Consider the following 14,205-nt stretch of genomic DNA (forward strand, 5'->3'; position numbering starts at 1 on the left):
TGACTAGATAGAAGAACACCATTAATCTTGATACTGTTATGATAAAAAGCTATTTCATAATCGCCTTTCGAAACCTATGGAAAACCAAAGGATATAGCTTCCTGAATATTTTCGGATTGGCTATAGGAATAACCTGTGCATCACTTATTTTTCTGTGGGTGGAGAATGAATTGAGTTATGATGATTATTTTGCCAATAAAGATCTGTTATACAATATTAAATCGAAGCAGACTTACGGAGAAAATACCTACGTCTTTAGTGCAACACCGGGTAAGTTGGCGGAAGCGATCAAAGAAGAAATACCGGAAGTAGCTGAAGCAACCCGTATTAACAATGGCGTTTCCAAACTGTTCGTCAAAGACGACAAGAGCCTATACCAAACAGGCGCCTATGTTGACCCCGCTTTTGTAAATATGTTTTCCCTTCATTTTATCGAAGGAAGTCCGAAGATGGCTTTAGTCGACATCCATTCCTTAGTGATCACCGCCTCTATGGCGAAGCGGCTTTTCGGAGAGGAAAAAGCGTTCGGAAAAATGCTTAAAGTCGGCAAAGGCGATAGCTACAATATCACCGGTGTTGTAGAAGACCTACCACAAAACACCTCCCCCCAGCTTCGCTTCGATTGGCTGATCCCATTCAAAAACTATGAGCAAGTTGAAGGAGGGCTGCAGTTGTGGGGCAGCAATAGTACCGACACCTATGCGCTGTTAAAACCTAATGCCAATCTGGAAGCGGCTAATGCCAAACTGCGTCACTTTGTTGCCAAAAAAACAAACGATGAACATCCTACTGCCAGCAATTTCTTTTATTCCCTTAAACGTTTCCATCTGTACAACAGTTTTAAAAACGGATTTGAACAAGAAGGTGCAATTAAAAATATCCGGCTATTCAGTGTCATTGCTTGGGTAATTATCCTCATTGCTTGTATCAATTTTATGAATTTAGCCACCGCCCGCTCGGAAAAACGGGCACGTGAAGTGGGTGTTAGAAAAGTAGTGGGAGCCGAGAAAGAGACCTTAATCGGTCAATTTATAGGAGAATCCCTCCTATTGGCCACACTCTCCGCCCTGCTATCTATTGCTTTGCTATACTTATTCTTATCGCCATTCAACGCGCTAGTAGACAAAGCTCTCGACGTTAACCTTTTTACTCCGGTGCACTGCTTATTTCTTCTTGCTATTGTATTGATCTGCGGATTGCTTTCTGGCAGCTACCCCGCTTTCTACCTCTCTTCCTTCAATCCGATTGCAGTATTAAAAGGGCTTAAATTCAAATCAGGAAATGCCACCTCCATCCGCCGAGGGCTGGTAATTATTCAATTTGCTGCTTCTATCACCCTAATTATCTGTACCGTTCTTATTTTTCAGCAAATTCAACATGCCAAAAACCGCGACCTCGGTTTTGATCGAAGTCAAGTCATTTCCACGGAAATCCAAGGAGATATGGGGAGACATCTGGAGGCATTAAAAAACCAGCTAAAAGCTACTAGTGTGGTTGAAAATGTGGGTGGAAGTGCTCGCAACGCGCTTAGCATCTATTCCAATACAGGATCGATCAACTGGGAAGGCAAAGATCCAAACTCCGATGTGTTGATCGGGTTTAACTTTATAGACGCTGACTTAATACCTACACTAGGTATGCGTCTCGCGGAAGGCCGCAATTTTAATCCTAAATTAGCTGGAGATACTACCAACGTAATTATTAATCAGGCCTTTGCCAAGTTAATCAAAAAGCAAGGTTCTGTTGTAGGGACACAGCTTAAGACTGGCGATGGTTCGCCCGCCACGATCGTCGGCGTGCTTCACGATTATATATACAATAACATGTATAGCGCTGCCGAACCGTTGATATTCGTTCCCTCTGTTCCTTCAGAAGGCACGCTCTACATCAAAATAAAAAGCGGTGAGCCTTTATCCGAGGCCATTGGAAAAATCGAAGCAGTCGTCAAAGCCAATAATCCCAGCTACCCCTTTGAATATCATTTTATGGACGAAGATTTCGAGCAAAAATTCAAAAGTGAAACGATGATCCAACGCTTGGCCGGCGTCTTTGCGGTACTATCCATTACCATATCGTGCTTAGGCTTATTTGGATTAGCTGCCTTTATGGCCGAAAGGAGAAGGAAAGAAATGGGAATCCGTAAAGTATTGGGAGCAAGCATATCATCGTTAGCCAATCTATTGAACAAAGAGTTCGTTTTGCTGGTGTTGGTATCATGCCTTATCGCCTTCCCCCTAGCCTATTGGTTCATGGAAAATTGGCTCGAAAAATACCAATATCGCATCCATCTTCATTGGTCGGTATTTGTTTTAGCCGGACTAGGCGCGCTATTCATCGCCTTAATAACTGTCAGTTCCCAGGCTATTAAAACCGCTTTGTTAAATCCGACGAAAACTTTAAGAGAGGACTAAATTAGTGCTATTTTCATTGAATTTGATTTGCTCATTTAAAGTAATGAGGCTTGCTTCGCGCGCTTACAAGGACGAGTTATACATCCGGCCAAAAACGACGCTATAATTTACTAAAAACAAAAATAAAGCTAATGGCTAAAACTGAGAGCTACATGCAACATCCCGAATTGACTTGCGTCTTATAACAAAACGAACCCTTATGAAGAAAATCTTCCTACTATTTATGGCATTAAGCAGTAGCTGCTTTTTCGCCGGCGCTCAAGATAATGACACGCCTTACCTAACAAAATCGCTTCGAAGCGACCATATTCGTGCAGTAGATCTGCAAACCTCGGGCGGAAGTTTGAGCGTTATCGGCGTAAACGATTCAGAAGCGCGTCTGGAAGTATTCGTGCACGGAAACAATGGCAATAACAGCCTAAATAAAGAAGAAATCGATCAACGGCTAAAGGACAATTACGACCTACAGATAAGTTCCAATAACGGTCAATTAATTGCAATCGCCAAACCCAAAAGTGGATTTAAAAATTGGAAGAAGTCACTATCCATCTCATTCAAAGCTTATGTACCGCAAGCAGCATCAGCCAAACTGAAAACCAGCGGAGGAAGCCTCTCCTTAAATGGAATCAATGGTCCTATTGAGGGACAAACTTCCGGGGGTAGTATTAAAGTAGCTCATGTAAAAAGCAATGTAAACCTAAAAACCAGCGGAGGCAGCATTAATGCAGATGACGTACGGGGTGACTTGCTATTACATACATCGGGCGGCTCGATTAAGCTTAATAATTTAAAGGGAAAGACGGACGCGAGAACCAGCGGCGGGAGCATCGGAGCAACCGATATTGACGGCGAACTAATAGCGAAAACTTCCGGAGGGAGCATTCGTGTAGACCGAATGGCAGGTAGCGCGGATTTAGCTACAAGCGCAGGGAGCACCTCCGTTAATATGCTAAGTGTGGATAGATACCTCAGAATAGATGTTTCGGCGGGAAGCGTTAACCTGCAGCTTCCTATGGATAAAGGATTGGATCTAAACTTAGCCGCAAGGAAAGTGAACCTTCCTTCCTTAAGCAATTTTTCCGGAACGAGGGAAAAAGATCGCGTAGTTGGAAAAATCAACGGCGGAGGCGCTAGTGTCGACGTCCATGTAAGTGTCGGAAGCCTAAACATTGAAGCCAATTAGCCCCTGCTTAAACTACTAATAGGCCACGTTTTGGTCAACAATACGTGGTCTATTATCGCAAAAAGTACGCAAAATATTGAGTAAAGGTATGAAACAAAACCGAGTTTAACCTTTCGGATCAGACAGCCTGCACCTATCTTTCGCTTTTCGTCGTATTTTTATCGGCCTATTCTGCTCTTCAAGGATGAAGACGATGTTTATATAGACGCTTATAGAACAATGAAAACACTATTTTCCCTTTGCAAAGGTCATATCCGGAACATTCTTTGGCTTTCACTCATTCTCGTGGCTGCCTGTAAAAAAAGCAACGATGTCGAACCAGCCTCTATACAGATTACTTCCGCTGAATACGATGGAAAATTGCTTTTTGTCAATAAAAATAATTTTCAAATAACCACCGATAAAGAGGCGATCTTTAGCGCCGACGACGGTCGCATTAATATGACTGAAGAGGGCCTGGTAAAACGACTAACTTCTGGAGAAGTCGTTAGCATCGAAGTTGCTCCGAAGTCGCAACCTGAAAACAAAACGCGTTTTTACCTATTTGGAGCAACGGACACGAATCACGATAAACCTCAGATTACCTATAACGGGAAGGGGGCAACAGACACTTATAACTCCTACCTAAAAGGTTGGGCCACTTTACAGAAGTTACCGGTTAATAATGAGACTTACGCCCTTGTATTGCGCCATGCTGATGCAGACCAAGGGGTGGATTACTCGCTAAACCACGACAATGCCGGGCCGGCTAATTGGTGGAAGTCGAAAGACCAAGCATTGGCACGTCAGCTTAACGAAGAAGGACGAACGCGCGCAAAAGAACTTGGCGGTAATCTAAAAGCCTTAGGCTATCCAATTACCCGTATTTATTCAAGTGAGTTTAATCGGGCAATAGAAACGGTTGAACTAATGGATCTCAATTTACCGATTACGGAAGACGGTCGATTAAACCATCCCTCTTACAATAAAGGAAACTTATTCCAAGGCCTGATTAAAATCTTACAGAATACGCCTAGGGATAACAAAATCACCCTGATAGCCACGCATCATCCTATCAATGAAATAATCAACAGTGGCGGCTATCCAACGTTCCCCGATGTCTCCCCTTTTAATTGGACCGGGTTGTATTTTGTAAAAATTGCAGCAGACGGTACAATCAGCTATGAAGGTGCGGTGTCTTGGGGAATGGTCAATTATTGGAGACAGCTAACGAATCCATAAAAAGTTCAAAAGCTTTCGTGAAAAACGAAAAGGGCAAAAAGGCAACAGGCGCTATTTGCAAAAAACAATACATATTCGTTCTAAATAAAGAATTCCCGTTCTATTCATTTCAATTGCTGCTTTATTAACACGATAAGCCTTATATTTGAGAAAGTTCAGTGGCACAGGCCTTAGGTTCTATCAAATCAATAAACGCTCATTATGGACGATTTCCTCGCCGCCCGTTCCCAAATGGCCCTCTCGTTGGGCTTTCATATAATCTTTGCCTGCATCGGGATGGTGATGCCCTTTTTTATGGCCATCGCCCATTACAAATGGTTACGGACCGGAGAGCTGGTCTATAAAAATGTGACCAAGGCATGGAGTAAAGGCGTGGCCATTTTTTTTGCCACAGGGGCCGTCTCAGGAACGGTACTTTCTTTTGAATTAGGCTTATTATGGCCTACTTTTATGGAACACGCCGGCCCTATTTTTGGAATGCCCTTTTCATTAGAAGGAACGGCTTTTTTCATTGAAGCTATCGCTTTAGGCTTTTTCTTATATGGTTGGGATAAGTTTAACCCTTGGTTTCATTGGTTCACCGGTGTCATTGTAGGTATAAGCGGCTTAGCATCGGGTATTTTAGTAGTATCCGCTAATGCGTGGATGAACAGTCCAACCGGCTTCGAATATATAAACGGACAGTATACCAACATCGATCCAATAGAAGCCATGTTCAATGATGCTTGGTTTTCGCAAGCACTTCATATGACCTTAGCGGCCTTTGTCGCCACCGGCTTTGCGGTAGCCGGCGTTCATGCATTTATGATCAAAAAGGGAAAAAACGTCCATTTTCATCAAAAGGCCTTTCGTATTGCCGCTATTTTTGCAACTGTTGCCGCGGTACTACAACCACTAAGCGGGGATATATCCGCAAAAGACGTCGCACAAAGGCAACCGGCAAAACTCGCAGCCATGGAAGCACATTTCAAAACAGAAGAAAACGCTTCGCTCGTTATCGGCGGACTTGTAGACGAAAAGACCAAAGAAGTCAAGTACGCACTAAAAGTCCCAGGGCTCTTAAGCTGGATGGCTCACGGAGCTCGTGAAACAGCTGTTACAGGCCTGGAAGATATTCCCGAAAACGATCATCCTCCCGTAGCTATTACCCATTATGCCTTCCAGGTAATGGTGGGGCTTGGTATGCTGATGCTAGCGCTTTCGATTATCTATTTCATCGCGCTCGCCAAAAACCGATTGTGGCTCCAAAGCCAATGGCTTCTGAATTTATTCATTATCGCAATTCCATTAGGTTTTATTGCCATTGAAGCAGGGTGGATGGTAACTGAAATAGGTCGGCAGCCATGGATTATTTATGGCGTTATGCGAACGGTGGACGCAGTTACACCCATGCCCGGCATCGTTTATTCTTTCTATCTATTTACAGCTGTTTATTTATCCTTGTCGGTTATCGTCGCTTTTCTACTTTATCGGCAGATTAAGATGGTTGGAAAAATTTATGATGTGTAGAAGGAAGGTGTCTAAAAAGTTGTCATTTCGACCGGACCCCGAGGCTTCGGGGGAAGTGGAGAAATCTGTTATTTGTAACTAACTCATTAAGAGATATCTCGATTCCGTTACATTACACTCGNGAGATATCTCGATTCCGTTACATTACACTCGATATGACGTTGGAGGCCTTTTTAGACACCCTCAAAATATCAAGGGTTGAAAAGTGAATTATTTTAAATGCGGCTGAAAGCTAATCTCCGACAACTGACGGCCAAAAACGAAAAATAATGTTATATATAGTCATTGCATTTCTGTGGACCTCCATTTGGCTGTATCTCCTCTTGGGAGGCGCGGATTTTGGCGCCGGGATTATTGAATTAATAAGTAAAAGCGAGCATAAAAATAAAACGCGGCACACCATGTATCGTGTTATCGGACCGATTTGGGAGGCCAACCACATGTGGCTTATTATTGCCATCGTTATACTTTTTGTTGGATTTCCAAAAATCTATACCACCATGTCCATCTTTATTCATATTCCATTGACAGCTATGCTATTGGGTATTATCGCTCGTGGAACCGCTTTTGTTTTTCGTAATTACGACGCCGTTGAAGATCGTATGCAGGAGGTATATAACCGAATCTTTGTTTATTCAAGTGCTATTACGCCCTTTTTCCTCGGCATCATTGCAGCAAGTACCGTGAGCCGGAAAATTGATGTGCAAGCTACAGATTTTTTGTCGGCCTATGTCTATAGTTGGTTAAATGGGTTCGGAATAGCAGTCGGACTTTTCACAATATGTATTTGCGGGTTCTTGGCCGCTATCTATATTATCGGCGAAGTGCATTCGCCGGCTGACAAACAGCACTTTATTGGTATAGCTAAAAAAATGATTGTAGCGGCCTTTGTTGCCGGGGGACTCGTTTTTATTGCCGCACACTATGAGCATGTACCTTTATTGGATTGGATCTTTGGACATTGGATAGGTTCATTAGCCATTGGAGCAGCAAGTATTTCTTTAATATTCTTGTGGATATCATTAAATAAAAGTCAAGCTATCTTCATTAGGATATTGGCAGGTTTTCAAACCAGCATGATTTTGTTGGCCGCGACTTACATTCATTTTCCCAAGATTATACTCTTAAAAGATGGAGCATCTTTATCCCTGATCGAAGATGCTGGCTCAGATAAAACAATAGAAGCTTTGGCTTGGGCGTTGCTGTTAGGAAGTATCTTTATTTTGCCGGCCTTGTTTTATCTAATTTATAGCTTTGAAAAGAAAAAGGGAATCGCTCATTGAAAACACGACCGCCAGCGGGTTCTGTTGGCGGTCGTGTTTTTTCTAAAAACTATACGCCACCGTTAACCTGTAATTCCTTGGAGCTTCCGTCTGCCAGTAATAACTGCTCAACCAATCATAATACGAACCGCTGAATAAGTATTTGTCGAAAATATTAAAGGCGTTGGCGGTTATGCGCATTTTCTTTCCTTCCCAAAATATTCCGCCATCTACCTTGTGATAATCCGGCAGTCTACGCTGCCCTTCTCCCCAATTGTCGGTTGCGCGATCCAGCAATCCGGTATAACCGGCTGATAAACCGACGCCATTTAGGGCTTTAACTGGCAATTTGTAATTTATCCATCCGTTAATCACGTGCTTAGAGAAACCAGGCATCACTTGCCCTACAGTGACACTTGTTACGCCCGGAGTCACTTTGTTAACTTTTGAATCAGTATACGCATAGTTCGCAATGAGACTCAAGTTAGCACCAATGCTTCCTCTCGCATCAAACTCAAAACCTTGGGCCTTCTTCTGCCCAAGCACGATACTTGTAGGGTTGGTAGGTGTACTGTTCGGGCCCGTAGTAAGTTCATTGTTTTTCAGTATCCTGTAAACAGACAATGTCGTATTTAAGTTACCATCAAACCACTCGTTCTTGACACCAAATTCAGTATTATTTCCTGTAATCGGCTTTACTTTATCCCCATTTTCAATAGTTCCTGATGCACTTTGCGGAACAAAAGCTTGATCATAAACAGCGTAAACAGAAGCACTTTGAGTAATCGAATAGCTTAGTCCTAAACGCGGTGTGAAGCGTTTAGCTTCGTCGGCGCTTTCACCATAATATTGACGTACATAAGTGTAACGTCCTGCTAAAGTCACTCTTAGTTTATTCTCAAGGAAACCTAATTCATCTTGAAAATACAATCCCGTGTAGCGCTGGCCCTGCAATCCACCTGCTGCTAAAGCCCTAGCCTCTAAACTGGTGTTCCGATCAAAATTTGGTAATCCATTACTAGGTATCCCGTAAGAAGGATTAAGTGGATCAAAATACAAGGTGGCACTATCACGGTCTAAATCATGGGATTGCCCCCAGTCGGCAATATAAGTCTTCTTCCCCATATCAATACCGGCAAGAATACGGTGCCGAACCGGACCCGTCTCCACGTCTCCGTTTACAAAAACCTGTCCCAGCCCCATACGGCCTTGAGCGTCCCAGATACCGACATTCCTAATCACCGTTCTATCAGCATTGACCTTTGAAGGCCAAGAACTATATCCCACTTGATCGTAAAAGAAATAGGATCCCTGCGCAGTTAATCGCCAATGGTCGTTAAACTTATGCTCCAGTGTAAGGAATAAACTGTGATCATCGATGTTGGTGGGCGGAATACCAGGATTAGTCATTGTAAAATCAACCGGTAGTGTGGCATAACCGCCCAACTCCGGTCCAAACACATAATAAGATCCTACTTCCGACATTCGTACATGTTGCAACGTGTATTCAGCTGTTAATTTGGTTTGCTCGTCCACTTGATAAGATATGACAGGCGCGATGCTATATCGGTCGTTATACTCATAGGGGCGGTGTGAGGCTTTATTCTGGCCCATAACATTCAGTCTGTACAGAACTTTCCCGTCTTTACTTAATTTCCCGTCTAAATCGAGGGTTCCTCTAAATAAACCAAAGCTGCCCAGCGTAACGCTTACTTCACCTTTCGTAATACCTGTCGGCTTTTTAGTAACAACGTTATACAATCCGCTAGGATCTCCGTTAGCCAACATAAAACCGGCAGGCCCTTTAACAAATTCTATATGATCTACAAAGCTCATGTCTTCCGTTAGTGGCCCCCAATAAGACCCAACCACATTGAATCCATTTCTGAATGCTTGGATCTGCGATCCGCGCATATTGATGTTCGCATATAAATCCCCCCAATGCTCTAACCGGACTGCGCCACTGACATTACGAATTAGCCCATCGCTCATGCTGACGACCTGTTGGTCTGCCAGCACCTTATTGGTTACGACTTGAACATTTTGCGGAATTTCTAATAAGGGTTCGTTCAAGCGCAAGCTTGTAGAGGTGGTATCTACCTTATATTGTTTCTTACGGCTAGAAATAATCACTTCTTGGAGCTGTTCATTCGTTGCTTGCACCAAAAAATCTTCGATAAGTTCTTTTCCATCGAAGTGAATGAGCCGTTCTTGTTTTTGAATGCCAATAGCTGATAAAACCAGCGTATGCTCGCCCGCTTTAACGCCTTGGATCTCATAAGCTCCTTTACTGTTTGTTTTTCCGCCGATTCGAGTACCCTTAATCCACAGGGATACGCCTACTGCCGGCTCGTTCGACTGGTTGAGTACCGTCCCTTTAATTTGCGCATGAGCCAAATGTCCACATATGCTCAATATTACAACTAAGCTGAATGATTGTCGCTTTTTCACTTTATTTAGAATAAATCTAGTTAACAAATCTTGCACAAACGTACAATTTGTTTCAAAACCTGTCAATGTTTTTTTAGACTTATTTTAATAAGGTATGTATTAATTGGTCAGCCGCTGTTAAAGTGCCATTAACGGCATCTGGGCTCAGCGACGATCAAAACGCTGAGCCCATCCAACTGCTTTAAGGCCTGCCTCTTCTATCTAAAATCCTCATCATCCAATTCATCCTCATCGTCCTGCTCGAATGATGAATTGAAAAGACTACCGAACATATCCGAGAAGGCGAAGCCGCCGCTTAAAATGTTCTTGCTCAGCTGGGAGTACTCTGCTAATCCGTGTAAAACAAACTCCATTAACAATAGTGTCTGATTATCACTTAACTTTTTATGAAACTCTTTAACCACTGAACGCAACCCGGGGACGTGATTCAAAATTGCCGCATATTCTTCGGCAGATAAGGCCTCATTTATATCCAGCTTATTACCTGCGGTAAACCAGTCGACGATATCCTGATACGGATTTTTGGCTTTGGTCTTTTTTAACTTCTCGGGATCTGGAAAATACTGGATAAACAAGGTTTTAATGGCACTGCTAATGAGCTTGTTCGCTACATGAATCGGGCCCTCTAATTCGCCTTCGTATACCAATTCTATTTTTCCGGTAATCGCCGGGACGATCCCCGCGAGATCTGCAATTCGAACAAAGGTTTGCTCTTCATTAGAAAGAAGCATCCTCCGTTCGGCTGTACTTACTAAATTTTCGTAGGCAGAAATCGTTAGTCGCGCTGAAACACCCGATTTCTGATCGATAAATTCGCTTTTCCGCGCTTCAAAGGCCACTTGTTCGATAAGATTCTTCAATAATCCGTCAACTTCAATAAAGCTTTTCTGTTGCGGCGAAAGCTTCGCTTCCTGAAAGGTAATGGCCCTTGAAACGTCAATGGTTTTCGGATAATGCGTTAAGATCTGGCTTTCAATTCGGTCCTTTAAGGGGGTCACAATTGAACCTCGATTCGTATAATCCTCCGGATTCGCCGTAAAAACAAACTGTATATCCAAGGGCAATCGCAATTTAAACCCTCTAATTTGAATATCCTTTTCCTGCAGCATGTTAAAAAGCGCCACCTGTATTCTCGCCTGTAAATCGGGCAATTCATTAATCACAAAAATTCCGCGATGGGCCCGGGGTATTAATCCAAAATGTATCACCCGCTCATCATTATAGGTTAGCTTCAAAGTCGCCGCTTTAATCGGGTCTACATCGCCTACCAAATCGGCCACCGTCACATCTGGTGTTGCCAATTTTTCCGTATAGCGTTCCGATCGGTGTAGCCATGCTATGGGCGTGTCATCCCCTTTCGCTTCTATTTCACTCTTGGCATACCAAGAAATCGGATGAAGCGGGTCATCAAATATCTCACTACCGGCCACGTAGGGTATGTATTCGTCTAAAAGGTTGACCATTAACCGGGCAATACGCGTCTTCGCTTGTCCACGTAAGCCCAATAAGAGAATATTATGCCGCGAAAGAATGGCTGTTTGCAGCTCTGGGATAACCGTCTCATCATATCCCAAAACCCCTTCAAAGCCCTCTTCTTTGCCTTTTAGTTGTTTTATCAGATTTTCACGCAATTCTTCTTTAACCGACCTGCTTTTGTACCCTGATGCTTTTAACTCCCCTAATGTTTTGATCATATTTCTATTGTTAGCTATCAGCCGTCGGCTTTCAGCTTTCGGCTGATTTAATTCGTATAAAGTTTATTAGCAGGCTATCTACCTCACCGTTCTTCTTCTATTTCTGATGTAGTCCTCGAAAATATACTCACCCAAACCATTCAGTGAACTGTAAAAAGCTTTACCTCCATTAACTTGGGTAAACTGCCTCACAAACTGTTGTAAATAAGGGTCGCGGGCAATCATAAAAGTCGTAATAGGTATTTTTAGCCGTTTACATTGAGCAGCCATAGTAAGCGTTTTATTAATCACTTTGCGATCCAAGCCCATGCTGTTTTTATAATACCTTCCGTTCTCTTTGAGACAGGTAGGCTTACCGTCCGTAATCATGAAGATCTGCTTGTTATGGGTCTTTCGTCTACGTAACAAATCGGTTGCAAGTTCCAGGCCTGCATAGGTGTTGGTATGGTAAGGCCCTACCTGCAAATAGGGTAAGTCTTTCAATGTGATAGGCCACGCATCATTCCCGAACACAACAATATCGAGTGTATCTTTTGGGTATTTCGTTCGGATTAACTCAGCCAAGGCCATCGCCACTTTCTTTGCGGGAGTAATCCGATCTTCACCATATAAAATCATACTGTGCGATATATCAATCATCAATACCGTTGAAGTAAGCGTCTTATAATCCCTTTCTTCCACTTCCAAATCCCGCTCAGTTAACGTAAAATTCTGTAGTCCATGATTGATCTGCGCATTATGAATAGACGCTGTCATATCAATTTGATCAAGGCTATCTCCATACTGATACTCCCTGCGATCAGCATTTTTTTCTTCGCCTACCCCACTGCGATTGCTTCCGTGATTTCCCTTACCCGACTTCTTTAGTTTTCCGAAGATCTCTTCCAGGGCCGACTGACGGATGGTTTGTTCCGTTTTTGCCGTAATCTGAAAAGTGCCATCTGTCGGGTTCTCTTGGATGTACCCTTTATTTTTAAGGTCATCGATAAAATCTCCCATTCCATAAGTATCGTCTGTCAGATTGTATTGCTTATCCAACTCATTCATCCAGGCCAAGGCTTCAGCAGCATCGCCCGCGGTGTAATTTAGTAGTTGACTAAACAATTTTAACAGATTATCGAAGCCCCCTTTTGGCATCTCCGTAGGGAGGAATTCGGAAAAACGGAATCCTCTCATAGCTAACTCCCTTCTATTTTCTTAATAATATGAACGCTCAACCGAAGATAAAAGTTTCCGCGGAAATCATTTCTAAGCTCAAGGTCATTTTTAGCAAAGAGCCTTTAGAAATCAGCCTTCCGTTATCAGCTTACTCAAAATTGATCCGATAGCCAATTTCTGAAAGCGCGCTTACAGCTTCACCACACCGCCACTATTCGCACTTTCAATAGCCGCCTCAATCAGCTTCATGGTTTGCACCCCTTCTGCTGCAGTGACCGGCTCCGGTAGATCGCTGACAATCGCCTGGTAAACGCCTTCATAAAAATCAAGGTAATTACCCTTTTCAGAAGGGGCGCGCTCTCTAAAGGCTTTATCATCGCGCTCGGCATGTAATACACCCCATTCGCTTTCAGGTTCTTCGCACCAGGTTTCTGCATTTGGCTTTTCTCCCGCCAACAGTCGTTCCTCTTGCCTATCCGCACGGCTTTTCAGAAAAGACCCCGCCTTTCCGTGAACGATATAAGAAGGAGCCATTTCCCTTGCCAGAAAACCACCCTTTAAGCGCACTCTTTTGTCATCATAATAAAAAAGCAACTCAAAATAGTCGTTCACCTTCGAACCCGTCCGCATAATAGCCAGGTCGGCAAACAGTGCCTTCGGATAACCGAAGAGAAACAATGCCTGATCGATCATATGCGGACCGCGATCTCTTATCAAGCCCGCTGCAGGTGATGGCTCTTCCAAATGAGCTTTTGTATTTAATTTAGGTAGATAAGCTTCATATGAAAAGGTGACTTCCACAATTTCGCCCAAAATACCCGACTCTACTATTTTCTTTACCGTTTTAAAGTCGCTATCCCAACGCCGATTCTGAAAAACCGCCAGCTTAAGTCCGCGCTCTTTTGCCAGGGCTTCCAGCTCCATTGCTTCGTCCGCCGTTATGGTAAAAGCTTTTTCTACAACTGCATGTTTCCCAGCCTCCAACACCTGCCTTGTAAAATCGTAATGAGTGCCGGTGGGTGTGTTTACAATTACCAGTTCAATCGACTCATCTTCCAAGATAGCGTCAAGAGAAGGATAACTTGCTACTCCCGGGTAATCTTGTTGAATAAGCTTTTTGCTTCGTTCCCACGAACCTGCTAGTTCAAAGCCCGTATGCAAATCAATAAAAGGTGCATGGAATACGCTTCCAGACATTCCATAAGATAATAACGCTGTTTTAATGGTACGCATCGATCATTCTATATTGGTTCTACTTCAAACCTAATCTATTTTTCCGAATTTTCTATCCATTCTAAACAAATTAAATACGAATC

At 43.1% G+C, this 14,205-nt stretch carries 9 protein-coding genes; 5 read left to right on the forward strand and 4 right to left on the reverse strand.

Annotated elements, in window-relative coordinates; all coding sequences use genetic code 11:
- Positions 1-38: 38 nt before the first annotated feature.
- The 5 genes from EPX21_RS10820 (at position 39) to EPX21_RS10840 (ending at position 7,607) form a co-directional block, all read left to right on the forward strand.
- Complete coding sequence (locus EPX21_RS10820) at positions 39-2,411, forward strand: ABC transporter permease (RefSeq protein ID WP_134089708.1); 2,373 nt, start codon at positions 39-41, stop codon at positions 2,409-2,411.
- Positions 2,412-2,610: 199 nt separating this feature from the next.
- Positions 2,611-3,594: a DUF4097 family beta strand repeat-containing protein gene (locus EPX21_RS10825; RefSeq protein WP_134089709.1), complete on the forward strand. Its 984-nt coding sequence runs from the start codon at positions 2,611-2,613 to the stop codon at positions 3,592-3,594.
- 219 nt (positions 3,595-3,813) lie between these two features.
- Positions 3,814-4,815: a histidine phosphatase family protein gene (locus EPX21_RS10830; protein WP_134089710.1), complete on the forward strand. Its 1,002-nt coding sequence runs from the start codon at positions 3,814-3,816 to the stop codon at positions 4,813-4,815.
- A 201-nt stretch (positions 4,816-5,016) separates the two neighbouring features.
- Entirely contained in the window at positions 5,017-6,324 is a 1,308-nt protein-coding gene (locus EPX21_RS10835; RefSeq protein ID WP_134089711.1) for a cytochrome ubiquinol oxidase subunit I, read from the forward strand.
- A gap of 269 nt (positions 6,325-6,593) precedes the next feature.
- Entirely contained in the window at positions 6,594-7,607 is a 1,014-nt protein-coding gene (locus EPX21_RS10840; protein WP_134089712.1) for a cytochrome d ubiquinol oxidase subunit II, read from the forward strand.
- 42 nt (positions 7,608-7,649) lie between these two features.
- Here EPX21_RS10840 and EPX21_RS10845 read toward each other — a convergent pair whose 3' ends face one another.
- The 4 genes from EPX21_RS10845 to EPX21_RS10860 form a co-directional block, all read right to left on the reverse strand.
- Positions 7,650-10,037, reverse strand: coding sequence for a TonB-dependent receptor (locus tag EPX21_RS10845; RefSeq protein ID WP_134089713.1), 2,388 nt, complete (start codon positions 10,035-10,037; stop codon positions 7,650-7,652).
- Positions 10,038-10,234: 197 nt separating this feature from the next.
- Complete coding sequence (locus EPX21_RS10850; protein WP_134089714.1) at positions 10,235-11,731, reverse strand: sigma 54-interacting transcriptional regulator; 1,497 nt, start codon at positions 11,729-11,731, stop codon at positions 10,235-10,237.
- A 78-nt stretch (positions 11,732-11,809) separates the two neighbouring features.
- Positions 11,810-12,907 (reverse strand): VWA domain-containing protein, encoded by a 1,098-nt coding sequence (locus EPX21_RS10855; protein WP_134089715.1) that lies wholly within the window; start codon positions 12,905-12,907, stop codon positions 11,810-11,812.
- 171 nt (positions 12,908-13,078) lie between these two features.
- Entirely contained in the window at positions 13,079-14,122 is a 1,044-nt protein-coding gene (locus EPX21_RS10860) for a Gfo/Idh/MocA family oxidoreductase (RefSeq protein ID WP_134089716.1), read from the reverse strand.
- Positions 14,123-14,205: the final 83 nt, after the last annotated feature.

Source organism: Olivibacter sp. XZL3, assembly GCF_004368405.1.
Lineage (GTDB): Bacteria > Bacteroidota > Bacteroidia > Sphingobacteriales > Sphingobacteriaceae > Olivibacter.